The 23,594-nt window shown below is 64.8% G+C and carries 21 protein-coding genes; 14 read left to right on the top strand and 7 right to left on the bottom strand.

The features are described 5' to 3' along the window. Positions 1 to 16 precede the first annotated feature (16 nt). Genes LO931_RS06640 through LO931_RS06630 form a run of 3 tightly spaced genes read left to right on the top strand, consistent with a single transcriptional unit; the run spans position 17 to position 3,528 of the window. On the top strand, positions 17 to 736 hold the full coding sequence (locus tag LO931_RS06640) for a hypothetical protein (RefSeq protein ID WP_229052496.1): 720 nt from the start codon (positions 17 to 19) through the stop codon (positions 734 to 736). Next, the gene (locus tag LO931_RS06635) at positions 733 to 2,118 is read left to right on the top strand and encodes an FAD-binding oxidoreductase (RefSeq protein WP_229052495.1); all 1,386 of its coding nucleotides are present in this window, start codon (positions 733 to 735) and stop codon (positions 2,116 to 2,118) included. The genes LO931_RS06640 and LO931_RS06635 overlap by 4 nt, the downstream gene beginning before the upstream one ends. A 36-nt stretch (positions 2,119 to 2,154) precedes the next feature. Beyond that, positions 2,155 to 3,528: an FAD-dependent oxidoreductase gene (locus tag LO931_RS06630; RefSeq protein WP_229052494.1), complete on the top strand. Its 1,374-nt coding sequence runs from the start codon at positions 2,155 to 2,157 to the stop codon at positions 3,526 to 3,528. 707 nt (positions 3,529 to 4,235) lie between these two features. Here LO931_RS06630 and LO931_RS06625 read toward each other — a convergent pair. Then, the gene (locus LO931_RS06625; protein WP_229052493.1) at positions 4,236 to 4,835 is read right to left on the bottom strand and encodes a TetR/AcrR family transcriptional regulator; all 600 of its coding nucleotides are present in this window, start codon (positions 4,833 to 4,835) and stop codon (positions 4,236 to 4,238) included. A 172-nt stretch (positions 4,836 to 5,007) separates the two neighbouring features. Here LO931_RS06625 and LO931_RS06620 point away from each other — a divergent pair, with 172 nt between their 5' ends. From LO931_RS06620 to LO931_RS06605, 4 genes are all read left to right on the top strand, one after another. After that, a complete protein-coding gene (locus tag LO931_RS06620) occupies positions 5,008 to 6,432 on the top strand; it encodes an aldehyde dehydrogenase family protein (protein WP_229052492.1) in 1,425 nt (474 codons plus the stop codon). A 90-nt stretch (positions 6,433 to 6,522) separates the two neighbouring features. Next, entirely contained in the window at positions 6,523 to 8,379 is a 1,857-nt protein-coding gene (locus LO931_RS06615) for an FAD-dependent oxidoreductase (RefSeq protein ID WP_229052491.1), read from the top strand. A 183-nt stretch (positions 8,380 to 8,562) separates the two neighbouring features. Continuing rightward, positions 8,563 to 9,915: a hypothetical protein gene (locus LO931_RS06610; protein WP_229052490.1), complete on the top strand. Its 1,353-nt coding sequence runs from the start codon at positions 8,563 to 8,565 to the stop codon at positions 9,913 to 9,915. Positions 9,916 to 10,094: 179 nt separating this feature from the next. Beyond that, the gene (locus LO931_RS06605; protein WP_370636077.1) at positions 10,095 to 10,775 is read left to right on the top strand and encodes a DUF6629 family protein; all 681 of its coding nucleotides are present in this window, start codon (positions 10,095 to 10,097) and stop codon (positions 10,773 to 10,775) included. A 100-nt stretch (positions 10,776 to 10,875) separates the two neighbouring features. On the opposite strand, the gene LO931_RS06600 is transcribed toward LO931_RS06605, so the two are convergent. The 3 genes from LO931_RS06600 to LO931_RS06590 form a co-directional block, all read right to left on the bottom strand. Continuing rightward, positions 10,876 to 11,451, bottom strand: a complete 576-nt coding sequence (locus LO931_RS06600) for a PIN domain-containing protein (protein ID WP_229052488.1) — start codon at positions 11,449 to 11,451, stop codon at positions 10,876 to 10,878. Between the two features lie 25 nt (positions 11,452 to 11,476). Beyond that, complete coding sequence (locus LO931_RS06595) at positions 11,477 to 12,025, bottom strand: excisionase family DNA-binding protein (protein ID WP_229052487.1); 549 nt, start codon at positions 12,023 to 12,025, stop codon at positions 11,477 to 11,479. An 87-nt stretch (positions 12,026 to 12,112) separates the two neighbouring features. Beyond that, positions 12,113 to 12,526, bottom strand: a complete 414-nt coding sequence (locus tag LO931_RS06590; RefSeq protein WP_229052486.1) for a hypothetical protein — start codon at positions 12,524 to 12,526, stop codon at positions 12,113 to 12,115. A gap of 310 nt (positions 12,527 to 12,836) precedes the next feature. Between LO931_RS06590 and LO931_RS06585 the strand changes: the two genes are divergently transcribed. From LO931_RS06585 to LO931_RS06565, 5 genes are all read left to right on the top strand, one after another. Then, complete coding sequence (locus tag LO931_RS06585; protein WP_229052485.1) at positions 12,837 to 13,883, top strand: nucleotidyltransferase; 1,047 nt, start codon at positions 12,837 to 12,839, stop codon at positions 13,881 to 13,883. A 162-nt stretch (positions 13,884 to 14,045) separates the two neighbouring features. Next, positions 14,046 to 15,464 carry a ThiF family adenylyltransferase gene (locus LO931_RS06580; RefSeq protein ID WP_229052484.1) on the top strand — a complete coding sequence of 473 codons (1,419 nt, stop codon included), beginning with the start codon at positions 14,046 to 14,048 and terminating at the stop codon, positions 15,462 to 15,464. Beyond that, positions 15,461 to 15,943 carry a Mov34/MPN/PAD-1 family protein gene (locus LO931_RS06575; protein WP_229052483.1) on the top strand — a complete coding sequence of 161 codons (483 nt, stop codon included), beginning with the start codon at positions 15,461 to 15,463 and terminating at the stop codon, positions 15,941 to 15,943. Before LO931_RS06580 ends, LO931_RS06575 begins: the two co-directional genes overlap by 4 nt. Beyond that, a complete protein-coding gene (locus tag LO931_RS06570) occupies positions 15,940 to 17,223 on the top strand; it encodes an SAVED domain-containing protein (RefSeq protein ID WP_229052482.1) in 1,284 nt (427 codons plus the stop codon). The genes LO931_RS06575 and LO931_RS06570 overlap by 4 nt, the downstream gene beginning before the upstream one ends. A gap of 808 nt (positions 17,224 to 18,031) precedes the next feature. Continuing rightward, a complete protein-coding gene (locus LO931_RS06565) occupies positions 18,032 to 18,658 on the top strand; it encodes a maleylpyruvate isomerase family mycothiol-dependent enzyme (RefSeq protein ID WP_229052481.1) in 627 nt (208 codons plus the stop codon). Positions 18,659 to 18,990: 332 nt separating this feature from the next. On the opposite strand, the gene LO931_RS06560 is transcribed toward LO931_RS06565, so the two are convergent. Continuing rightward, positions 18,991 to 19,668: a GntR family transcriptional regulator gene (locus LO931_RS06560; RefSeq protein ID WP_255657767.1), complete on the bottom strand. Its 678-nt coding sequence runs from the start codon at positions 19,666 to 19,668 to the stop codon at positions 18,991 to 18,993. A 78-nt stretch (positions 19,669 to 19,746) separates the two neighbouring features. After that, entirely contained in the window at positions 19,747 to 20,979 is a 1,233-nt protein-coding gene (locus LO931_RS06555) for a CaiB/BaiF CoA-transferase family protein (protein ID WP_229052479.1), read from the bottom strand. 34 nt (positions 20,980 to 21,013) lie between these two features. Between LO931_RS06555 and LO931_RS06550 the strand changes: the two genes are divergently transcribed. Further along, positions 21,014 to 21,820 (top strand): CoA ester lyase, encoded by an 807-nt coding sequence (locus LO931_RS06550; protein WP_229052478.1) that lies wholly within the window; start codon positions 21,014 to 21,016, stop codon positions 21,818 to 21,820. Positions 21,821 to 21,872: 52 nt separating this feature from the next. Here the strand turns inward: LO931_RS06550 and LO931_RS06545 are convergent, their stop codons facing one another. After that, positions 21,873 to 22,313, bottom strand: coding sequence for an SRPBCC family protein (locus LO931_RS06545; RefSeq protein ID WP_229052477.1), 441 nt, complete (start codon positions 22,311 to 22,313; stop codon positions 21,873 to 21,875). 228 nt (positions 22,314 to 22,541) lie between these two features. On the opposite strand from LO931_RS06545, the gene LO931_RS06540 reads away from it, so the two are divergent. Then, a complete protein-coding gene (locus tag LO931_RS06540; protein WP_229052476.1) occupies positions 22,542 to 23,357 on the top strand; it encodes an enoyl-CoA hydratase/isomerase family protein in 816 nt (271 codons plus the stop codon). The last annotated feature ends 237 nt before the right edge of the window (positions 23,358 to 23,594 follow it).

Below are 23,594 nucleotides of genomic sequence, written 5' to 3'. Positions count from 1 at the left end.
CCGAAGGACACCTGTCATGAAGGACCTCCTCTTTCTCGCCGCCGATGCGTGGATGATCTACGCCGGCTTCACCTATGGATGGAAGCTCATCCGTCACTACGGCAACTACCTGCTCGGCCTCGAGTTCATGGTTGTCGCAACCTCGGGCTCGAACTTCCTGCTTTGGGCGCTCCTCGGCAGCCACGAGGACAGCTTCCTCTACTCCATCGCCTACTTCTTCGACGCCTTCTCGCGCTCCGTCGGAATTACCTTGATTTTGGTGCTCGGGCTCTTGCGTGTCACTCACCGGTACAAGCCGGCACTCGGCGTCGACATCGGTGCCTTCGCCCTCGCGATCGCGGCCGGTCTCTATCTGCAGCAGTTCCGCTCCCCGGATTTCTACGCCGGCCCGGCCACTTTCTACGTCGTCGTCAATCTGCTCACTGCAGTCTTCCTCGCCTACTTCGCCTGGCGCGTGTGGGGCGCTGGCTCCCGCGGCTGGGCCGTCGCGACGGCCGTCGCGAGCCTGGCGGCGACCGCGGTCGCCGTGATCTACGACTTCTTCCCCATCCCAGGGGACGACGAGCATCACACCACGTTCTACATCTTGGCCCTGTCGACATGGGGCTTCCAGATGTTCGTCTACTTCTACGCCTACCGGGCGCTTCACGCGCACAACGTTGCCACCGGTCTGGAAGCCGAAGCGAACAACCACGGCGCTCCCCGGGCCGCGGCGCCGCAAGGAGGTGCGCGATGAGAATCGACCGAGTGGCCTACGAGTCGTTCACGGGCTGGGTCGACACTCCTCATGACCTCCGGCCGGCGGTGGACGGAAATCTGACGTGCGAGGTCGCCGTCGTCGGCGGCGGCATCAGCGGGATGTCGACAGCCCTGCGGCTTGCAGATCGTGGACAGGACGTGGTCCTGCTGGAATCCGCCTTCTGCGGGCACGGCTCGAGCTCGCGCAATGCAGGACAGCTGGCCGGCGCGCCCGGCGGAGATCTCCAGCTTCTGAACCTGCTGTCCCGCAAGAAGATGCCCGGGATGATGCGATTGGCCGAGCATGCGGCTAGTCACGTCGAGAACTTCATCGCAGAGCACGAGATCGACTGCGACTACGAGGCGAATGGCAACGCCTTCGCGGCAGTCTCTCGCGGGCAGATGGGTCGGGTGCGGCGCGTCGCGAAGATTGTCCGTCGTTCCGGTGGTCACGTCGAGGTGGGGACGAGCGAGGAACTCGGTATCCCACGGGGGTTCGTCGGCGGCATGCGCGAGGTCATCGGCGGGGTGATGAATCCGGGCAAGTTCAGTCTCGGCATGCGCCAGGTGCTCTTCCGGACAGATGCTCGGGTGTTCGAGCAGAGTCCTGTCACCTCGATGGCCCGCGTCCCCGGCGGCGTAGTGCTGACAACTCCTCACGGCGAAGTGACCGCCAAGCAGGTCGTGCTGGCCACCAATGCCTTCGCCGGAGAGTGGGACATCACCCCCAAGAACCTCTCCGTGCCGATCTACGTCGTCGAGGCTGAGACCGAGCCGATCGACCCTGATCGGCTCACCGCCCTCGGATGGACGAGCCGAATGGGACTCGTCACCCAGCACGCGATCATGGAGAACTACCGGCTCACGGATCGAAACACGATCGTCTTCGGCGTGCGCCGGCTCGAGCGCGGGACCAGCTATCCCTTGCCCGAGAAGACGCCCGACCCTGGCTTGGTGTCGGAACTGGCACGCGGGTTCGCTCGGCGGTTCCCCGGCCTGGACGACGTCGAGGTCGAGCGCGCCTGGGGCGGCTGGATCGCCATCACCTCCTCGTGGCTACCCGTCGCAGGCAAGGTCGGCGACGACGTCTACTACTCGATCGCCTGCAACGGACATGGACTCGCCCAGGCTCCGTACGTCGGCACGATGATGGCGGACCTCGTCATGGACCGAGCACGGCCGGCCGACCTCGAGGTGCTGTGGCACGAGAAGCCTCGCTACCCGAGACCGATGATGATGGGACGGACGGGCCTGCGCATGATCTGGTTGGTCGACCGGTTCAACGACATGGTCAACGGCAGCCGCCGGAACGCCCAGCGAGCCCTCGAGTCGCCGCGTACGTCAACGTCGTCGCGCCATGTCGACGCAGGACACCGGTAGCCCCGTGTCTCAACCTCTGCGCGACAAGCAACGCTCATGAATCGCACCACGGATGTCGCCGTGATCGGCGCTGGACTCTCGGGTCTCACGACGGCGAAGCGGCTCAAGGATCTCGGGCACTCGGTCGTCGTGCTGGAGGCATCACCCCGGGTCGGCGGCCGCATGCGCAACATCGACATCGGCCACGGCGTCATCACCGAGGCCGGTGGCCAGTGGATCGGGTCCCTGCACACGCGGCTGCTCCAGCTCCTCGACGAGCTGGGACTCGCCACCTTCGAGACCTACACCGCCGGCCAGACCGTCTACCTGCGTCGGGGGAAACGCACAACCTTCGCCGGCACCATTCCGCCGATGGCGCCACTCGCGCTCGCGGACTTCGCGCAAGCCCAGATTCGTCTCGAGCGCATGGCCAAGAAGGTGCCCGCCGAAGAACCGTGGACTGCACCTAAGGCGAAGCTGTGGGACACCATCACCTTCGGCCGCTGGCTCGACAGCCATTGCCACACCGCTGAGGCCAGAGACATGTTCGACCTCGGATTCGAGCTCATCTTCTCCGAATCCCTCCACGAGATCTCCCTGCTCAAGGTCCTGCACCAGATCGGTACTTCCGGCGGAGTGGAGTTCATGATGAACACCCAGGACGGCGCCCAGGAGCTTCGCGTCGTCGGAGGCACCCAGGCAATCGCGGACGCCTTGGTTCAGGATCTGGGTGATGGCGTGGTCCTCAACTCGCCGGTCACTGCCATCGAGCAAGACGAGGACGGCGTGACCATCCGTGCAGCCAAGGGCGACGTTCGCTGTCGTCGGGTCGTCATCGCCATGACGCCGGCAGACGCGGACGGCATCGGGTTCACACCGCCGCTGCCACCGCGACGCGCGAAGCTCCAGCGAGCCTGGCGAAACGGACTCGAGAGGAAGATCTTCGCGGTCTACGACCGTCCGTTCTGGCGCGACGACGGATTGAACGGATCGGCCGTGACCGACCTCCCGATGGCCCACTTTCTGGTCGACAACTCACCGCCCGACGGAAGTATCGGCATCCTGGTGACCTTCCTCGGGACGACACCGAACGCCGCTGGTGCCGCCCTCGATCATTTCGACGCTCGCCGTAGCGCTCTCGTGGATGACCTCGTCACGCTGTTCGGACCAAGGGCCCGTGACCTCGACCAGTACCTCGAACAGTCCTGGATCGACGAGCCGTGGATTGCCGGGGTCGCCGGCATCCGCACTCCCGGTGTCATGACCAGCTGCACTGACGCGGGCGTGGTCCCCATCGACCGCCTTCACTGGGCGGGTGCAGAGTCCTCGATCGAGTTCGAGTCCTACCTCGAGGGTGCGGTCCGCGCCGCAGAACGAGCCGCCGACGAGGTCGATCGTGTGCTGGGGGGAGAGTCTCTCCGCGCTCAGTGACGCGCCGGGGTGCTGTGGGTCGTCCTTGGCTCGGCACCGCGGCGCCTGCGCTGCTGCCTCATGGTGACGTAGATCGGAAAGAGGGCGAACACGGTGCTTCTGCGGGGGGCTCGACTGATGGGTAGGACAAGGCTCGGCGGCAGGGGATCGACGAGCTGCCCTCATCGGGAGATAGGCCGTGATCGCCCATTGTGAGTGGTAGTTCCGTGCCCACAATTTGCCCACATTTCACCGTGATCTGGAGTGAAACGGACAACATCCCAGTGAGGCACAATCACTGTAATTGCAGTCGTTCTCGGGCATCGCCGCAGGTCACAGGATCATCAAGAACGAGTTCAAGTCCCACCGCCACCGCGTGACGAGAACCCCCGAGAACGACTGCAATTGCAGTGTTTTCGGGGGTTCTCTCGTTTGTGGTTGTGGGCTGCAATCCCACCGCCATGAGGGAAATGGGCCTATCGGAATCGCCCGCAACCACAGTGCAAACGGCGCCGATCTGCCGAACGGCCATCAGACTTCGTGCCCACATTTTGCCCACATCCCCAGCGCATCGTGCTTTCCGGCGATGCCGCAGCGATCAGCGGCACGAGTCGAATGAGGTTCGGAGGTCGTGTCGGTCTGAGGCGGAGCTGACGATTGCCGCGGCCGGCGACTGGTCCTCGGTTCGCCGACTGGTAGACGACGCGTCGGCTTGTTGCTCGGGGGTCTCAGGCCTGCCAGGTCAGCCGTGTGATGCGCAGGTTCTCGGTCAGGAGAGCCAGCGCGTCATTGATCCGGGGTTCGTCGCCTGTGCTCAGTAGGTCGAGGAGGAGTCCGCGCAGCTGGGCCACGAGGAGGGTGGCGTACGCGTCGACCTGGTCCGGGGGGCACCCGGCTGCCAGTCCGATGCGGCGGGTGTCCTCGATCCAGTGAGGGATGGTGCTCTGCAGAAAGCCGTCGTAGGTCTGGGGTTTCTGGAGCGCGAGTCCGTAGGCGGAGAACATCAGGCTGAGGTATCGCAAGTTGGACGGTTCGGTCCACCAAGACCACAGCCCATGGACCACGTCCTCGATGGACATGTCCTGGGGCAGCTCATCGGGCACCGGCTCGCGGGCGCGGATGAGGTCGAAGACCTCGAGGAGCATCTCGTCCTTCGTGCCGAAGTGATGCCGGAGGGTGACGTGCGAGATGCCGACCGCGGTTGCCATCTTTCGGAACGACAGCCCGTCGAGGCCCTCGTCGAGGAGGTACTGGAGAACCTTCTCGAGGATCTCACCCTTGCGGTGCTGGTAGCGCAGGGCTCGGCCATCCGGGCGTTCGTCGCTCATGCGTTCCTCTCCGCTGGCGCTCACGTGTGCGTCCCGCAGCCTATCTCGGCCCCCGTGGCTGGACAGCGCGAGCAAGTAGATCTAACATTCGGTATATCAACGGGGATGGCCGTTGAGCTTGGGCCGTGGCTGGGAGGACGCGCGGCACCGATTCGACGATGAGGACAACCGAATGCGCACGACCGCTTCCCGCGCCATCCCGGCGGTCGTGGACGACGCTCGGCAACTCTTCGAGTCCGGCGTCACTCGCTCGGTGGACTCGCGCTTGGGCTCCTTGCGGGCGCTTCGCACGATGCTGCTGGAGAATCAGCGCGACGTCGAGCTCGCGCTGTGGAGTGACCTGCGCAAGGGTCCGGGCGAAGCCCAGACCGCTGAGATCAACGTCGTCATCGCGGAGATCAACCACACTCTGAGGCACCTGCGGCGTTGGATGCGCCCGCAGCGCGGGCCGTTGCCCCTCAGCCTGAGGCCGGCGCGGGCGTCGCTGAAGGCGGAGCCGCTGGGCGTCGTGCTGGTCATCGCACCGTGGAACTACCCAGTCCAGCTCCTGCTCGCGCCACTGGTCGGCATCTTGGCGGCCGGGAACACAGCGGTTCTGAAGCCGAGTGAGCTCACTCCGGCCACGTCGAGACTCATGGCGCTGCTCGTGTCGAAGTACTTCCCCGACGGCGTGGTACGAGCGGTCGAAGGAGGTGTCCCCGAAACCACGGAGCTGCTCAAGCAGAGGTTCGACCACATCGTCTTCACGGGCAGCGGGCCGGTCGGTCGCATCGTGATGCGCGCAGCCGCCGAGCATCTGACGCCGGTGACGCTCGAGCTCGGCGGCAAGTCACCTGCGTGGTTCGATGACGACGACAACCTGCACCGGGCCGCTCGACGTCTCGCGTGGGCGAAGTTCTCCAACGCGGGCCAGACCTGCGTGGCGCCGGACTACGTCATGACGACGCCGGACCGAGTCCCCGCGCTGGTGGCAGCACTGCGCGATGCGATTGCCGATCTGTGGGGCGCCGATCCCAGACAGAGCGACGACTACGGGCGGATCGTCGACCAGCGGAACTTCGATCGCCTCGCAGCGCTGATCGATCGCGACGAGGCGGTCATCGGCGGGGATGTGGACCGTCCCAGCCGCTACATCGCACCCAGGGTCGTCGTTCTCCCCGAGTCCCCTCATCCCGCGGTGGGCCCGCGGGCCGATCACCCGATGATGCGCGAGGAGATCTTCGGACCGATCCTGCCGATCCTTCCGGTCGCTGACCCCCGCGAGGCGGTCGCCGTGGTCAATGGCTGGGACAAGCCTCTGGCCCTGTACGTGTTCAGCTCCTCGGGTCGGACCCGTCGCCTGTTCGAGGAGGAGACCTCGTCGGGGGCGCTGGTGCACAACGCCGCGATCATCCAGGTCGCGGCGACAGGCCTGCCGTTCGGCGGAGTCGGCGCCAGCGGCATCGGTTCGTACCACGGCGCCTACTCGTGGCAGGCCTTCTCACACATCAAGCCAGTGCTCGACAAGCCACTGCGGCCCGACACGCTCCGCCTGGCGCAGCCCCCGTACGGCCGGCTGGGCATGGCCCTGAGCCGGCGCCTCATGCGACACGGCTGACCCATCAGTTCATCTCCTCCGTCTGATCTCGAAAGGTTCTTCATGGCGAGCACAACACCATCGGACAGCGCGACCCCCGCAGGCCCGAGCATGGGCGCGACGGTGATCGTGGTCGGTGCAGGAGTTTCCGGACTGATCGCCGCGCGTGAGCTGGTCCGACGCGGAATCGACGTGATGGTCGTGGAGGCTTCCGATCGCATCGGTGGACGCGCCCTCACCGAGACGTCGACGCTTGGATCGCGCCTCGATCTTGGGGGCCAGTGGATCGGAGCCGATCACCACCGCCTCATGGCACTCGCCGCCGAGCTGAACCTGCAGCAATACCAGATGTACAGCCCGCCAGTGCCCATGGTCATCGTGGGTGGCCGCTCGAAGTTCATCGGGTCGATCTCGATCCTGCCGGCCGCCACGGCCCTGGTGGGCCTGGCCCTGTTGGCCCGCATCGGACGAACGGCACGGTGGAACCACACGACCCTGGCCGACTGGCTGCGGCGAGTGCCCGGTCGAACCTCGCGCCGCCTGCTCGAGGTGATCGCCCTGACCTCGTGGACCGCCGATGTGGACCGCTACTCGATTCACGCTGCGACGCGCATGATTCGCCAGCAAGGTGGGGTGCGCACGATGTTGTCGACGACCGGTGGAGCGCAGGACTCGCTGCTGGTCGAAGGCATCGGCGGGATCGTCGATCGACTCGCGGCCGAGCTCGGAGATCGCGTCCTCACGGGTATGCCTGTGACGGTGATCTCCCGCGACGAAGCCGGGGTGACGATCCACGCCGGCGGTTGGGAGCTCGACTGCTCGAAGGTCATCGTCACAGCGCCTCCGCCGATCGCTGCCCGGATCGAGCATCACCCGCCTCTGTCGTCGCAACGACAGTCAGCAGAGCGTGACAGCTACATGGGCACGGTCTACAAGGCCATCGCCGTCTACGACCGTCCCTTCTGGAGAGACGCGGGCCGCGCCGAGGCGCTCGTCCTGGACAACCCGGGGCGAGCGTTCTTCGACACCACTGCTCCCGGTGGACCCGGGCACCTGTGCACCCTGGTCTCCGGCCCCGAAGCGCGAGCGTTGGACGACCTCGAACCCGAGGAACGCCGAAGGCTCCTGCTCGGGCCGCTCGCGCCGCACTTCGGCGTTGACGTGCTCAGTCCGGTGAGCTGGCACGAGAAGTCATGGCACATCGACCCGTTCGCGGGCGGCGGATACATGTCGATCCCGGAGCCGGGCACGACAGCCGGGATCATGCCGGTCACCGCCAGGGCGGAAGGCCACGTCCACTGGGCCGGGACCGAGTCGGCTGACGACCACGCCGGATACTTCGAGGGCGCCATCCAGGCCGGTGAGCGCGCGGCGCTCGAGGTGGCCGACGCCCTGAACCCCGCCTCGACGGGATCAGTGACCGCCTCGGCCGGTTCCGCCACAGGACTGTCCCCAGAATTCAAGCGCGGCTTTCGTCACGAGCAAGCCAATCGAGCGTGGGCCCTGAGCACGACCACCGGCATCGCCAAGCGACGAACCACGATGCCCGACGGAGTCTTCTGGGCGAGCTACGTCCGCCTCGAGCAGTTCAACGCTCCTCGTTACCGAGAGGCCGCGCTGCGGTGGGGGATGAACCCGGATCCCCGCCTCCGGACCAGGATCCGCGGAGCGATCTCAAGTCGCGCACCGGGATTCATCCTCAAGCCATTCCTCACGTACGCCCAGCCGGAGACGCTCAAGTACGCCCGAGAACTGGACCGACTGCGCCTGAGGGGTCCACGCCAGGGTGACGAGTTCCTGGCCTACATGGTCGAACAGGAACAGCTGCAGGTCGAGATGATGCGCCTGGCGCTCGCCGGTCGATTCGCAGACGCAGCAGCCCTGGTCGACCAGTTCATCGAGGCGCGACGCGACCACACCATGTTCGAAGGTGGGGCCGCCTACCTGATGCAGTCCCGGACGGAGTAGACGCCTCCGATATTGCTCTACCGTCTGTTAGAGTAACTTGGCGAGCTCACATGGCTCGTTGCGACATATCCAGCGATGGCATCGGAGCGCGGTCGAGATCGACTCGTGTCAGGCCGCCACACGAAGCAAGGAATTCTCATGCGTATGACCACATCCCCCCATCGGTACGTGATCCGGAGGCTGATGCTCGCCGCGATCGTCGTGCCGACGGTTCTCCTGGGGGCCGCGAGCGCAGTGTCGTCCGCCGCCGCCGACGTGCCTCCCGTGCCCGCGACCCAGTTCGCCGCTACGTGCGACGGCGAGACGAACCTCGATCCGGCTGCGGCTGCGGGACCCGTCAGTGACTTGACGTCGGTCGGCGCCGGCCGGCTGGACAAGTACAACGCCGGGCTCACCGTGGTGCTCTACGACTACGAAGGAGCCGGGGAGTTCCCGTTCGTGCCGATGTGCACCGTCAGGTACGACGCCGTCACCGGTGGTCCAGTGACCGAATGGATGTTCTGCACCGACTACCTGTCTGAGGCGTGCGCCCGCAGCGACGTCGACGGAAATCTCTCGCACTACGGCACGCCGGTCGGACAGCTGGAGACGCTGGAGGGCAACCCCCGGCTCTCCGAGTCCCAAACGCGACAGATCAGCTATCTGATCCAGAACGGCTACTCCTACAACGTGACCGATCTCGAGAGCCCGTTCCACTGGGGAGGCACGCAGGTCGCCAGGGCTGACGGCACCAGCAGCGAACGAGCCGCGCTTCAGACGCTCGTCTGGTGCGTCTCGGAGGCCGAGTACATCGCCAATGGGACCATCGACGACGACCTGACCGCCGCCTGCGCCGAGACACTCGACGACACCGCTCAGCTCGACCTCCTCGCGAAAGCCCCAGCAGCGCCCGAGCTGACGGTCAGCGGGCCCGCCGCGCCGCTCGCGACGGGCGCCACGGCCGAGGTCGCGGTGGAGACGAACATCTTCAACCAGCCGATCGCTGTCCAGGTCGACGGAGATCCGATCATCGAGATCTGCCCCGGCGTCGAGGGTGCGGAACTGGTCGACGGGCAGCTGACGATCCTCGGTGAACCCGACCAGACGCGGACGGTCACCCTGTGCGTCACCAACGACGACGTCGCGGTGGTGAGCGTGGACCTCGAGGTGAACGTGGCTTCTCCGCTCGCGCTCCACTGGAACCAGAGTCCGCACACTATCCAAGGGCGGGAGTGCCAGCACTACGCCACCTTCCGCGCATCTGACGCTGTGGTCCTGAGCGGTGGCACCACGGTGACCTTCGCCAATGCCACCGCCGGCCCACCCGTGACACCCGGTGACGACGGAGGCATGAACTCCGGGTCCGGCTCCGCGAATGACTCATCCGTCGTCTCCGCGGTCGATCATCTGCCGGCAACCGGCCTGTCCTCGTGGGCGACGACCGCTGCGGTACTGGCGCTGGCGCTTCTGGCCACCGGGCTTGCTCTCGTCGCGATCGACTGGCGCAAGCGGGTCCCCGCCGCATCAGTCACTGGCGCACACCGCGCCGATCAGTAGCGACGTCTGGTCACCTTCGAAGGTCGTGTAACGGCCTTGGTGCGCCCGAGGTGGCGGTCCCGAGCACGCTCAGGACCGCCACCTCGAGCGCAACGACGACGTCCAGCCCCTGCGGGCCACGGCAAGCCCACTCGCCGGCGGGAATCGAACCAATCATGGAACATGAGGAAGGCAACTGAATGTGCTTCTCGGCTGAGATGGATCTGGTGGCCGGCACGCTGATCACAGCGGTTGGAGTCGACGCGTTGCGCCATGTGAAGCGCCGAGATCAACTCGCACTCGCGACCCTGCCGCTCGCCTTTGGCGCCCACCAGCTGGTCGAGACCCTTGTCTGGTGGCAGCTCGAAGGCCACGTGTCAGATTCGATTGGTGACGTAGCGACGTGGACCTACCTCCTCATCGCCATCATCATCGTCCCGATCCTGGTCCCCTACGCCTTCCTTCGCCTCGGCACCGGAAGATCGAGGCTCCTCGACCGCGCGTTTGTCGGTGCCGGCGTCATCGCTGCCGCACTCGGCGGGATCGGAATGGCCGACGGCGTCTCGGCCGAGATCGACCACCATCACATCGCCTACTCCATCGGCGCGCCCATGGGCGAACTCGCCTTCCTCGCCTACGTGGTGGCCGCGTGCGCTCCAGGCTTCGCCTCTCGAGCAACTGGCCTACAGTGGTTCGCCGCCCTCAACCTCGTGGTGGTCGCCCTGCTCGTCTGGATCGACCAGACTGCCGTTGTCTCGCTCTGGTGCCTGTGGGCCGCGATCACGAGCGTGCTGCTGAACCTCTGGATCCGAGGTGTCATCACGGGGCCGGCCGACGCACTCTTCGAGGCCAGTGGGACGCGCCAGGAGAGAAGGTCTTGACACCGCTCGAGCCGCATCTTCTTCGATCGCCATAAAACTTCATGGGGGAGGCGCTGCCTTCGTGTGACCCTGAGCGGATTCAGGGCTCGACAGGTAGAAGTCAGTCGACGAGCGGACGCAGGATCTCATCGACCTCATTCATCCCGTAGCGGGCGACGAGGATGTCGAGGATCTCTGCAGGGGTGTGCGGGGTCCGGGTGTGACGGGAGGACAACTGGCGGAGGGCGCGGAGGGCGCTTGCGGGGTTCACGTCAACGGCGTCGGCGGCGAAGTGACGGGCGCTGATGATCTGGATCGTGGACGGCACCGCATCGGACGGGAAGTCCTTGAAGTTCTCGGTGACGATTGCTCCGGCGCCTCCGACGACGGCTGCGGCAAGGACATGCTCGTCGTCGATGTCGGGCAGGCCGAACGACCCTTCGAGAGCCTCCCAGTCGTGAACGATCGCGTCACCAAAGGCGGAGCGCATCTGATCGAGCAGGAAGTCGGCCTTAGCTGCAGCGTCCGTCTCGCCGATACCGCGATCGACCAGCTTCAGCTGCTCATGACGCTGCAGTTCCTCAAGGATCGCTTCGCTCCACAGCGGCCGATAGAGACCTTCGATCGCCAGCGAGAGCAGGAAGTCGCGCTGCAGGCTCGGCCAGAGGACGCAGGTGTCGAGGACGGCCGCGAACATACGTCCATCCTGACATCGGCAAAGCTCAGTCTGCGCTGGTGGCCTGAGCGGTTGCCCGGCGAGCGGCACCCAGTTCGGAGCGAACCTTCTTCAAGCGCGACGCCATCACTTCGGCAGACTCGGTGTCGTCGTAATCCGCTGCGGTGTCCATGAGCGCTTGGTACTGCGCCTCTCGACGAACCGCGCGGTATGCGAGCACATCGTCAAGCTTGACCAGCCGGCGACGCTTGCCGGGAGTCTCGTACGGGATCTGTCCGGCATCGAGGAGCTTCACGACCGTGGGCCGGCTGACGCCGAGTAGATCCGCGGCCTGCTGCGTGGTCAGGACCGTGTTTTGCGGGGCGACCGTTACCGCCTTCCCGCGCTGCATCGCCTGAAGTACCTGGTGAAGGATCTGGTAGGCGTGCTCTGGGATCTCAACTTGCTCGTGCTCGCCGGGGCCGCTGATGAGGTAGCGGGGCGCGGGCGTGGTTCCAGTCTTGGCTTCGAGGCGATTGATGAAGCTCAGGACCTCGGCGACGTCGTTGGCGTCGTCGGGCAGGTAGGTCTGTTGCTCGAGCGGCTGTACTGTCATGGTTGACTCCTAGTTACGAAACTATCGTAAACCATTTCGTAACTTTCGCAACGTCGAGAAGTGGCGGGAACTCGAGCTGGGCGCAGTTCAGGCAGCTTCCAAGACTGTGAGGAATGCAGCGGTAATGAAAACAGCCATAGGTGTGCCGACCCCAACGGCGAGGCCACCGATGACGTACTTCCGCGTGGACTTTCGCTTCAACTTTGACTTGCCGACCTGCTGACGCGCAGAGAGGAAGTAGGACGCCATCAGCGCCGACCACGAAAGGGTCAAGCCGCCGGCCACGAGGAGAGCGATGGTCGGGTCATGTGAAGCAGAAACCAAACCAACCATGGAAAACGTGGCGGCGACGGACGCAGACGCTAGGACCAGGCAGTTTTCGCGCAACGCTGCTTCGCGCTCCTTCTTTGTGGTTCCTGTCGCAAGTCCTTGAGCCGCGAGAGCAATCACGATGGCTACCACCAGACCAACGGATGCGGAGAAGAACGCGGTGTAGTCCACCGGGCGATCATCCACTGGCGCAGGCTCACCCGACCTGGTCGCGGGTGCGAAGCGGACTTACTCGGTGGTTTCGGGGATCGATCCGTGCGGTGCGTGCGGATCTCGCGTGGACCGGATGACAATGTCGTCATCCGTATGCGAGGGAGCGAAGGTGTCCGCCCCGATGCGAGTGACGCCGGGATTGTTCGAGTGATGACACCACCGTGGTCGGTTGACTTGACGGAACTTCTTGGAGCAGACCGGCAGCGTTGTCGGTCGCGATGACTAGTCTCGAACCGCGGTCTGGAAAGAGCCTAGGAAAGGGAGAGACGTGGAAACACTCCATCAGCAATTTGAGGACGCTGTTCGGAACGTCACCCTGCACGGCGAGAAGGCCAAACGGGCGCAAGAAGCTCACATCGAAGTTCGCAAGTTGCTCGAGTCCGACACCACCTTGAAGGAATGGGGAGTCGACTCTGTCCTCATCGGCTCCTACGCACGCCAGACTGCCCGGTACCCGGGCAAGGACGTTGACATTTTCCTTCGGTTGCAGAATCGCACCAATCGTCACGACCCGGAGATCATCTACGAGCAGGTCCGAAATGTCTTGGTCAATCAGTACGGAGACATCGAAGCGGGCGGACGGGTCACCGAACAACCCCGCAGCTTGAAGGTCGACTTCGCGAATCCGAACCTGCCGGCAGATCAACAGTTCAGCGTCGACGCTGTCCCTGCAGTGAGGTGGGGCGATAGCGGACATTGGGGTATCCCCAACCGGGATCGAGATCTGTGGCGGGCCGACGAAAGTCGCTGGATTCAGACGAACCCCGTCCAGTTCGCGACCGAAACGAATGCTCTCGCTGTCAGCGCAGCGACCCCGATCGTCGCCGGAACGAACGCGTACCGACCGGTGGTGCGTCTGATGCGTCAGGTTCGCCATGTTCATTTGGGCGACGCTCGTCCGGGTGGCCTCGCATTCGAGGTTGCTAGCTTCCACGCGTGGAACAGCAGCGATGTGCTCGGCGATAGCTACGCTGAACTGCTCATCAGCACCTTCGACGCAGTTGCCGCCGAATTCCGGAGCGCCGTGGAAACGGGTCTTGCCGACCCGGTATTCGGGACAAGAATGCAGCCCGAACTGTCGTCCGATCAGTGGAACGGCGCGGCATGGCGCCTCGAAGATCTTGCGCGTCAGGGGCGCGAAGCCCTCGAATCCAGCAAGTGCCGGGCCGCCAAAATCTGGCGAGACATTCTCGGCACGAATGACCGTGGTCCGGTACTCCCGTTGCCTGACGGTTGCGACGCAGCCGGTTTCGCCATCGGAGCCGTCACGGCCGTGGGATCAGTTGGCAGCAACGATCCTCGCGGCTTCGCCTGATTCGGTTATTCCGGCGCCATGGACACATATGATGATGCGGCTTTCGAACGGTTCTGTGCTGCGCTAGTGCGAGAAGGGTTCTCGCCGAAGCCTGGTAGCTCGCAGGCGACTTGGACCGGCCCGTTGCGCGAAAGCATGCGCCCACTGACCCAGGCGACCAACATGCGCATCGTCTTTTACCAAGGGTGGCCGCTCCGCTATGCGCACGTCATCGTCGATGGCCTGCGTGCAGATCACGCCGCAGACGGCACGATCTGCCTCTGGGCGGAGGACGATCCAGCACAGGTCGCGGGTCGCGACATAGGCCAGCTATGGAGGCGACTCGATGAGTGGGCCGCCGCAGCAAGGCAAGGATTTCGAACCGAGGATCGCGCCCTGGACGCCTACGTCCTCTTTGACAACCGCTCCGCGTGGCGGTCGGAACTCCCCTTCAACGATCTCGTTGAGCAGGGAACCAATGGTTTCAAGACCCCGCTCGTTGCCTCGAAGCAGGGTCGCACCCTCCTCATCTCCCCCAAGAATGACGCCTCGTCCGAGGAGGGCGAGACGCTTCAGGGAGCCTTCTACCTGCGAAACAACATTGGGCCGGTGCCGCGCCACTTCGATGACATCGCGCGGGCGCTCACCAAAAAGCAATCCGCCGATCTCGCCCAAGGCTTGGCGAACCGAGCCGCTGTAGGTGCCGCTGAGGTGAGCGGCGGCTATGACTTCATCGTGTTGGGCTGGCCCCGCCACGACAAGGAACACGATGCAGTCGCAGTGCTGATCGCCGGCGCGGGCGACGAACTTCAAGCGGAAGCCATGGCGGCGTCCGCGAACGACGTCACCGCACGAAGACGTCGCTCAGGCCCCGATTCCGATCTTCTCGCCGGCAAGACCGTTCTCATCGCAGGGGCGGGCTCTGTCGGGGGGCATGTGGCTGTCGCCCTCGCAAGCAGTGGGGTGCGCAACCTACGCATCCATGACGACGACGACCTCACCTCGGCCAACCTGGTCCGGCATGTAGCCCCGACCTATGCCGTCGGATACCGGAAAGTCGTTGGCGTCAGCGTCGCTGCGGAGGATCACGCGCCGTGGGTCACTGTCACTTCGGGCGACAATCTTCCCGGTGGCGCCACCAGCTTGATGACTGCTCTCGAGGGCGTCGACCTCGTCATTGACTGCACCGGGATTTTCCACGTCACCGCGACATTGGCGGAAGTCTGCCGCCGCACAGACAGGCCGCTCATCGTTGGCGCACTCTTTCATCAGGGCGCATTGGCGCGAGTTCAGCGTCAGGGCAAAGGTGACACCCTCATCGCTGCACGTCCTGCTAACCCCGCTTACCTAAAACTTCCGCCGGAGGACCTGACGGAGCCTTCAGGGTTTCTTGAACTCGGGTGCACGGCACCGGTCAACAACGCCCCGCCGACTAGTGTCCTCGCGGCCGCTGCTGACATCGCCCACGCTGCCGTCGACTACATGACAGGTCGCCGCGAAAGGTCGGACGAGCGGATCATTGTCCTCCGTGCCATGACGGCTCCGTTTCACCGCCCGGGCACCCTCGACAGTCCCGGGACCAACGGCGGCGACGCCATATGACGGACCCGAAGCTCCTGATAGTCGAATCGGCGGTTATGGCGATGACCCGAGCTGCTCAAAAGTCCTACCCGCTGGAGACCGGCGGCATTCTCGTCGGCGTCCACGCAACGGGTGAGCCCTGGGTGACGTCAGCAATCGAGATTCCGACCAGCGACCGAGGCAGCCACCACTACCGCATTCCGCAGGGCGCGACGCAAGCGACCGTCCGCGCAGCCCGCCGCGACGATCCGCGCATCGGCTACCTCGGGGACTGGCACAGCCATCCGAGTGACGTCGGCCCCAGTCCTACCGACCTCGCCTCGCTCGCCTACATCTCCATGCGCCATCCGTTGACACCAAACCCCACGTCGATCGTGCTCCGACGTACCGAAGCCGGATATGTACTCGACGCGCGTCGAATCGTCGCCGTTAAACCTCGGTTCTGCGTCATCCGACATACGGGCAACCTCCCGACATCAGCCGAGCAGGAGTCGACATGAGTCTCAACCCGACAGACCCGGTATTCATCTCGTACCGACAGAGCGACGGCTCCGAGATCGCTGTCGAACTCGCGTGGCTCCTACGGGCGGCGGGGATCCCCGTCTGGCGCGATCGAGACGACCTTCCGCCCGGTGATACTGAGAAGCGCCTCGTCCAAGCTATGGACGCGGGGCTGTCGGGCGCCGTCCTTGTCATCACGCCCGAAGTCGCAGAGAGCGAAATTGTGCGCTTCACCGAGTCCCCCCGGCTCATCCAGATTCATTCCGAGCAACCCCAGTTCGTGCTCGGCATAGCTAACGGAATTGAGCGAGAACCAGGACGACTGGATTACAAGGCTCCAGACCGAGTTCTCGCAAAGCCCGCTGGAACGCTCTCAGGTGTAGATCAATCGGCTACGGATCGGGAGGGTTTGATCGAGCTCGTGGGACGGCTCGTCTTCCACCGCATCGCTGCTCAACGCGAAATGAACGCCAGCGGCGACACCTTCAGCATCAGCCTCCAGACACGCAACACCCCGCAGGTCTATGACCGCACCGGTAGCGAACTCGATATCCGAGTGCGTCCGAGCATTCATGAGCGCCTCCCTAGCGTTCCAGGCCTGACCGACTTTGCGGACGTCCTCCGGTTTCTCCCCGACGCGGTGACCAGATCTTCGGCAACGCGTGTGCAGATCAGTGGTGGCGCGCACCTCTCTGTCGCATTCGCACTTGGAGCGGCGCTCCCGTCTTCGAGGGTCGGTGACCTGGAAGTCGTGGACCAGAGTGGCGAGAAGTGGGTCGGAGCCGGCGAAGCAACTCTTCCGCACCCCGCCTATCTCAAGATCAGGGACAGCGGCGCGAACCCCGCTCACAAGTCTGATGGCAGGCCGAAAGTCGCTGTCTACCTCGACCTACTTTCGATGGAGAGCGGTGCCGCTTTCGACAGGTACCTCGGAGAGCGCGGCGAATCCCTCTCCGCTTGGCGTCATCTTCGCCCGGTCAGCGATGAACTCCTTGATCCCGGCGTCGCCGGAGCCCTCGCTGCCGAAGCGGCCTACCACCTCCGAGAAGTTTCTGCGTCCAACGCCAACGCGGAAGTCCACGTCATGCTTCGGTGCCCGTTCGCGATCGCCGTCCTGGTGGCCAGGCTCTGTAACACCCTGAGGATCACTGCCTATGAGTGGGACGACAGTGATCCCAGCGAGGAAGACAACGACTACCGGCCCCGATACGTCCCCACATTGAAGATCCGCCCGTCTGCGCCCAACGGCGTTGTCGATCAGGTCATTGCATCCCACTGACGGGACTCAGAGTTGCGACCACCTGCACCAGAGCTTCCTCCGTCGGTCGGCTTCCGAGACTGGTAGGCAGCAGGATGTTGAGTAGCCCGCTGACGCGTGCTCCAGCCGATCCGTGCCCACATTTTGCCCACATTTGTCTGTGATCCGACGTGAAACGAACACCGACGATGTGATGAGGAATCACTGTAATTACAGGGGATATCGGGCATCGCCGCAGGTCAGAGAACTGCTAAGAACGAGTTCAAATCCCACCGCCACCGCGTGACGAAGACCCCCGGAAATCACTGCAATTGCAGTGTTTTCGGGGGTCTTCTCGTTGGTGGAAATGGGCTGCAGTCCCACCGCCATTGAAGAACAGTGGCCGTCGAAATTTGCTGCGAGCGCGGGGCGTAGCACCTGTTTGCCTCGAGCGGCGAAGCACTTTCGTGCCCACATTTTGCCCACATCTCGCGTAGCTACTCGTGCGCGATCAGGGCGTTGGAGGCCGGTGAGGATCACTTCTACGTGTAGGTCTAGCGACGTGGTCTAGCTCGGCGCCGCAAGGGAGCGGCACTGCTCTAAAGCATGTCTGGAGATCGAATGCGGAAGCGGGGTGAGGAATCGTCGTGCGCAGGGTGATGTTTTGGGGCGGACGGGCGACACTGAGCTTCTTGGTGTCGACGTCGCCTCGATTGGAGCGCGGCGCCCGGTGGTGCCACACACCTCGACAGACGCCCACGACGACTCCCGATTACCGATCGCCTGCCGTTGAAGGCTCAGTGATGCGACGATTCTCAGGTGAGTCCGAGGCTCGCTGAGAGGGACAGTTATGACCGACGACATGTCGGCGCTGGCCAAGAGCGAGCGAGCCAGCTTGGTGCAACTCCTGCAGGAGCTGGACGATAGCGAATGGGACCGTCCGTCGCTGTGCGACGGCTGGTCGGTCCGCGAGGTCGCCATTCACGTCGTGAGCTACGACGACCTGGGCTGGTCCGGGCTCCCGATGGCCTTCATCCGCGGCGGTCTTCGGGTCGACTCGGTCAACGCGTGGGCCGTAGCCCGACACGCCAGCCTCTCCGACGATGAGGTGATCGAGCTCGTCCGACGCTGCGAGACTCCGCGCGGGCTGACCTCGGCCATGAAAGGTGCCATCGCCCTGACCGACGGACTGATCCATCAGCAGGACATCCGACGCGCACTCGACCGACCCAGGGAGATCCCCGCAGAGCGGTTGCTGCCGGCACTGAACTTCGCGCTGAAGGCTCCGACGCTGCCGGCGAAGCGGAACGCTCGTGGCCTGCGACTGGTGGCGAACGATCACGACTGGGCGCGCGGGCCTGGTGACGAGGTCACCGGTCCGGGCGAGTCCCTCCTGATGGCGATCGCCGGAAGGCCCGCCGCACTCGACGAGTTGTCGGGGCCGGGGCTCGCCACCTTGGTTGACCGCGTGAGTTGAGCGAGGCTCAGCCGGCTCCTCAACGGCCCACAGGTCGTCTGCGGTCTCACGGGGCCCTGTACTCCTGGGTGCGGGGCCCGTCCCCGTCCGCGGCTAGATGCAGTGGACCGCTGCGGCGATGTCGACGTCCCCGTGCGGTGGCGCGCCGTCGTCAGCACTAAGCGTCCCCGCTTGGAACCGGGGGAACGCGTCCGGTTCGATCTGCTTCTTGGAGAGCGCTGCTTTCAGGTCGGGAACGTCCGAAGACTTTGAGGCAACAGGTGCGACGCTATTCCGCATCGAACCTCAGGTCCCGAGCAACCTTTGGCCCGGGAGCATCAAAGTCGGACGAATCAGGTGAGGTCGAAAGGGTCGCTGGTGACGCTGCCGCCCAGCGGCGCCGTGGCTGCTGCGAAGCCCTGCGCGATGTGGTGCTCGGTGGTTCGAGCGACGTCCTCGAGATCGCCCGAACGCATCGCCCGAAGAATCTCTCGATGCTCTCGCTGCGAGACGCTCGAGCGTTGCGGAGAGCTCAGGATGAGGTCCCACGGGAACGCATTCCAGAGAACGGTGATCTGGTCGACCAGGGTCGGGAGGCCGCACCGGTCGTAGAGGTAGAAGTGAAAGGCGCGGTTCAGGCGGCGCGCTCCGGGGGCGTCCCCAGCGGCTGTCGCGTTCTCGAGCTCGTTGATGAAGTCTTCGGCGGCCCGAAGCTCCAGCTCCGAGATTCGCAGGGACGCACGTTGCATGGCATATGACTCCACCAATCGGCGCATCACGTAGATCGCCTCGAGGCGAGCCATGTCCAAGGCAGCCACGCGGACACCGCGGTGGGGCTCGGAGATCGCAAGGCCGTCGGACTCGAGAACTCGCAGAGCCTCCCGGACCGGCGTGATGCTCGTTCCGAAGTGGTCGGCCAACGCATCCTGTCGCAACCGATCTCCGCGCTTGAGGTCGCCCGAGAAGATCATGTGTCGAAGCGCGTCGACGATGTCGTCGCGCTTCGTGCGGGGCGTCTGAGGCGAAGGCACGTGGTGCTCCGATACGTGGGAGATCAGTCGGGCCAGCCTACCGACGCGTTCGGGAGTCTCGGCCGAAGCGTGCGGCAGTCATGCGCGAGGGCAGCGATCGTCGTCGCCGACCTCGCCAAGACCGAGTTCCGCGAGAATCGCAGATGTGTGGTCTCCGACGCCCGGTATCGCACCCATGCGCGGTTCGATGCCACTCAAGATGGTCGGGGGGAGCGTGGTGCGGACGGGACCGACGGGGGAGTCCACAAAACGCCAACGCTCCCGGCTTGCGAGCTGTGGATGCACGAGAACATCGTGGAGCTCTCGCTGCCGCCCATGCGCGATCTCCGCCCGGACGAGTCGTTCTTGAAGCTGCTCACCGGTCAGTAGGGCAAGTCGATTTCCGATCAGCTCATCGAGTGAGCCGCGGTTCTCCACCCGAAGCGATCCGGTGCGGAACCGTGGGTCATGAGCCAAGGAGGAGTCGTCCAGCACGATCGCGCAGAAGCGATCCCATTCGCGTTCATTCTGAACGGCGAGAACGACGGCGGTACTGTCTCCGGCTCGGTAGGTCCCGTACGGAGCGATCGCAGCGTGGCTCGTGCCGGTACGGCGAGGTGCGGCGCCACCGTGCTCCGCGTAGAGCAACGGATATCCCATCCACTCGACTAGTGAATCGAACAGGCTGACCTCCACAGCACGGCCGCGGCCGGTGCGTTCGCGGTCGTACAGGGCCGTCAGGATCCCCGAGAACGCATACATGCCAGCAGAGATGTCGGCAGCCGGGATGCCTGCCTTCGCCGGCTCGTCCTCCGTGCCGGTGATGGCGACCAGCCCCGCTTCGGACTGGATGAGGAGGTCGTAGGCCTTGGCGTCGCGCAGTGGACCCGAGGACCCATACCCACTGATGGCGCACGTGATGAGGTGGGAGTCTCGCCTCCGGAGCTCCGAGGCTCCGAGGTTCAGCCGCTCCGCCGCGCCGGGGGCGAGGTTCTGGACGAACACGTCAGCTCGAGCCAGGAGGGCGTCCATCACGGGCCGAGAGGCCGGATCCTTCAAGTCCAGGGCAATGCTCTCCTTCGATCGGTTGAGCCAGACGAAGTGGCTCGACATTCCCCGAACAGTCGTGTCGTAGTCGCGGGCGAAGTCGCCTTGGCCGGGCCGCTCGATCTTGATCACGCGGGCGCCGAGATCCGCGAGCTGTCGCGTCGCGAACGGCGCGGCGACAGCCTGTTCGCAGGAGACGACCGTGATCCCCGTGAGGGGCAGGGCGGTGACGTCGGGGATCGGGTCGGGCGCGCGCGGGGTGCGGCGCGTGAGAGGATCATGCATGAAACTCAGAATAATGCATGAAAGGTAGGACGCGATGATTGATCTCGCTCGCTCGTTCCTCTTCGTTCCGGGTGACCGCCCTGACAGGTTCGCCAAGGCCCTGGCATCGGGTGCAGATGCTGTGATCTTGGACCTTGAGGATGCCGTGGCTCCGGACCGCAAGGCCCTGGCCCGTGCTGAGGTGGCGAACTGGCTCGCGACCAACGGGCCAGCCATCGTGCGAGTGAACGCTTCGGGGTCCCGCGAGTTCGAGAGCGACGTGGCTGCCATTGCGAGTCATGTTGCTGCCGTCATGCTTCCGAAGTCGGAACGGGTCGAAGACATCGCGCGTGTTCGGGAGATCTCGGGTGGCCAGCTCTCCGTGGTGGCGCTGATCGAGACGTCGAAGGGAGTCGCGAACGCTTCGCGCATCGCGCAGGAGGACGGAGTGGTCCGCCTCGCGCTCGGCAACGTCGATCTGGCAGCGGAGCTTGATATCGACCCGAGCGACGACATGGCCCTGATGTACGTCAGGTCCCTTCTGGTGCTCGCAAGCGCGGCCGCGGGTCTCCCTGGGCTCATCGACGGGGTGTCGACGGAGATCCAGGATCTCGACCGGGTGGCGGCAGCAGCAGCGCACGGCCGACGCCTTGGTGCAACTGCGAAGCTTTGCATCCACCCGGCTCAGGTTGACGTGGTCAACCTCGCGATGTCCCCGTCGAAGGGTGACCTCCAGTGGGCGCGGTCAGTGCTCAGCGCTGACGGTGACGGCGCGACTGCGGTGGGCGGACACATGGTCGATCCACCAGTGCTGGCTCGCGCGCGACGCCTTCTCGCTCGGCACGATGCATTGTCGAGCTGAGATTCCGCTGCTCATTGGTCGCGGATGCGCGAGTCACGAATCCCACGCCTGATCAACCCTCGACCGCTGACGCCGCGCCGCCCAGGTAACCGATTCGGCGGATGATGCTCTCGCGTACGGCCGCGAGTGATTCGGTGCTCGGGGGCGACGACGGGGGAAACGTCACCTTCCACTCCACGCAGGCTCTCCCCGAGCTCGTCTCATGGATGCCGATGCTCGCCACCATGCCGGCGACTGGCGATGGTGGCTCCGTGGCACTGACCACGTACTCCATGTGCCGAGCGCCGGAATCAAAAGTCGTGAGGCGCTCTTCGATCACGGACCCGTTCGTGACGCTGACACGTCTCACCATCTCAGTGCCGGCCCCGGTGACGGCGACGTCCACGGCCTCGGGGTTCCATGTGGCGAGACCGCCGAAGTTCGAGACCACCGCCCAGGCGGCGTCAGCGGGCGCCTCGATGACGCGCACGATGCTGATCTCTTGGTCTGCCATGTCTGAGCACCTTCCTCGCTCACCGGTCGGGTGTCGCACCGGTGCTTCTCAGGTTGAACGTATGTTACAAGTCATTCCACCTCAGTGGAAGGTGTCGGTACGCCACAAGTCAGGGGTCCTGGGGCAGGAACGCTGGTCGAAAATAACGTACGTTCCATGAAGGAGTACTGTCCGCGGATCGACGAGGTCCACCGACGCAGAGCGTCCGCCACGAGCAGGAGAACGACGATGAACCTCCCGAACGACAGCGAACTGGTGCGACTTGATCGCCCGCAGCCCGGAGTGGTGGTCCTGACGCTCGACCGCGCGGAGAACCTCAACACGCTCAATGTCCATCTCGTGCGGGATCTGCTCGCGACTCTGGATTCCCTCGCGAGCGACCGAGACACGCGCGTGGTGATCCTGACTGGCTCGGGCCGGGCGTTCTGCGCCGGGCTCGATCTCCGCGGGTACGGAGATCCGGACCGTGAAACCATCATGGGACGGCCCCTCGCGATGCTCGACCGGCAGCGCGAGATCTCGAGCCTCATCTCGCGGATTCACTCCATGCCACAGCCCGTGATCGCGGCCGTGAACGGAGCCGCCGCAGGCGCGGGGCTGGCGATGGCTTGCGCCAGTGATGTTCGGGTAGCGGCGGTGGACGCGGTGTTTGCGGTCTCGTTCATCCGGGCCGGGTACTCGGGGTGCGACCTGGGAGTCTCGTGGCTGTTGCCGCGGCTGGTGGGAGCGTCCCGAGCCCATGAACTGATGCTCACGGGGCGGCGCTTCAATGCGCAGGAAGCTGAGCGTATTGGACTCGTCACGGATGTGGTCGAGGATGCGCTCCAGGCGGCTCTGGATAAGGCAGCTGAGATCCTTCTCAACCCGCCAGCCTCCGTCGAGCTGACCAAGCAGGGCATGTGGCTCGCCCTGGAGACGCCAGCACTTGCGACGACGATCGAGCTGGAGAACCGCCAACAGATCTTCACGGCGACGACTCGGGACCAGTCCGAGGCGAGAGCAGCCTTCCTCGAGAAGCGACCACCGCGATACGAGCACCGCTGACAGACGCGCCGCGACCACTCAGGTGAACGTGGGCTGCGCCACACAAGGACTTAACGTGCGTTACAGTGCACGTCATGGCGAGAAGCTTGATGGTCCGCCCGACGCGGAGTGGGGCTGGGCCCCGTCGTTGTGCAGGTGCGAAGCCTGAGCGTGGCGCGGCACATTTCCTTTGGTTGGGGGCAGCAGCACCTCATGAGGTGGCATCTCGATCGGCAATGTCGGCCGCGATATCGGATC

This window comes from Aeromicrobium sp. Leaf350 (genome assembly GCF_916858655.1).
Lineage (GTDB): Bacteria > Actinomycetota > Actinomycetes > Propionibacteriales > Nocardioidaceae > Aeromicrobium.
The sequence above is the reverse complement of the archived record's forward strand: the minus strand, read 5'-3'. Positions and strand labels throughout refer to the sequence as shown.

What these genes read in the sequence shown, in the direction of transcription:
- LO931_RS06640 (WP_229052496.1), top strand. Translation starts at nt 17, where the DNA reads ATGAAGGACCTCCTCTTTCTCGCCGCCGATGCGTGGATGATCTACGCC.
- LO931_RS06635 (WP_229052495.1), top strand. Translation starts at nt 733, where the DNA reads ATGAGAATCGACCGAGTGGCCTACGAGTCGTTCACGGGCTGGGTCGAC.
- LO931_RS06630 (WP_229052494.1), top strand. Translation starts at nt 2,155, where the DNA reads ATGAATCGCACCACGGATGTCGCCGTGATCGGCGCTGGACTCTCGGGT.
- LO931_RS06625 (WP_229052493.1), bottom strand. Translation starts at nt 4,835, where the DNA reads ATGAGCGACGAACGCCCGGATGGCCGAGCCCTGCGCTACCAGCACCGC.
- LO931_RS06620 (WP_229052492.1), top strand. Translation starts at nt 5,008, where the DNA reads ATGCGCACGACCGCTTCCCGCGCCATCCCGGCGGTCGTGGACGACGCT.
- LO931_RS06615 (WP_229052491.1), top strand. Translation starts at nt 6,523, where the DNA reads ATGGGCGCGACGGTGATCGTGGTCGGTGCAGGAGTTTCCGGACTGATC.
- LO931_RS06610 (WP_229052490.1), top strand. Translation starts at nt 8,563, where the DNA reads ATGCTCGCCGCGATCGTCGTGCCGACGGTTCTCCTGGGGGCCGCGAGC.
- LO931_RS06605 (WP_370636077.1), top strand. Translation starts at nt 10,095, where the DNA reads ATGTGCTTCTCGGCTGAGATGGATCTGGTGGCCGGCACGCTGATCACA.
- LO931_RS06600 (WP_229052488.1), bottom strand. Translation starts at nt 11,451, where the DNA reads ATGTTCGCGGCCGTCCTCGACACCTGCGTCCTCTGGCCGAGCCTGCAG.
- LO931_RS06595 (WP_229052487.1), bottom strand. Translation starts at nt 12,025, where the DNA reads ATGACAGTACAGCCGCTCGAGCAACAGACCTACCTGCCCGACGACGCC.
- LO931_RS06580 (WP_229052484.1), top strand. Translation starts at nt 14,046, where the DNA reads ATGCGCATCGTCTTTTACCAAGGGTGGCCGCTCCGCTATGCGCACGTC.
- LO931_RS06575 (WP_229052483.1), top strand. Translation starts at nt 15,461, where the DNA reads ATGACGGACCCGAAGCTCCTGATAGTCGAATCGGCGGTTATGGCGATG.
- LO931_RS06570 (WP_229052482.1), top strand. Translation starts at nt 15,940, where the DNA reads ATGAGTCTCAACCCGACAGACCCGGTATTCATCTCGTACCGACAGAGC.
- LO931_RS06565 (WP_229052481.1), top strand. Translation starts at nt 18,032, where the DNA reads ATGACCGACGACATGTCGGCGCTGGCCAAGAGCGAGCGAGCCAGCTTG.
- LO931_RS06555 (WP_229052479.1), bottom strand. Translation starts at nt 20,979, where the DNA reads ATGCATGATCCTCTCACGCGCCGCACCCCGCGCGCGCCCGACCCGATC.
- LO931_RS06550 (WP_229052478.1), top strand. Translation starts at nt 21,014, where the DNA reads ATGATTGATCTCGCTCGCTCGTTCCTCTTCGTTCCGGGTGACCGCCCT.
- LO931_RS06545 (WP_229052477.1), bottom strand. Translation starts at nt 22,313, where the DNA reads ATGGCAGACCAAGAGATCAGCATCGTGCGCGTCATCGAGGCGCCCGCT.
- LO931_RS06540 (WP_229052476.1), top strand. Translation starts at nt 22,542, where the DNA reads ATGAACCTCCCGAACGACAGCGAACTGGTGCGACTTGATCGCCCGCAG.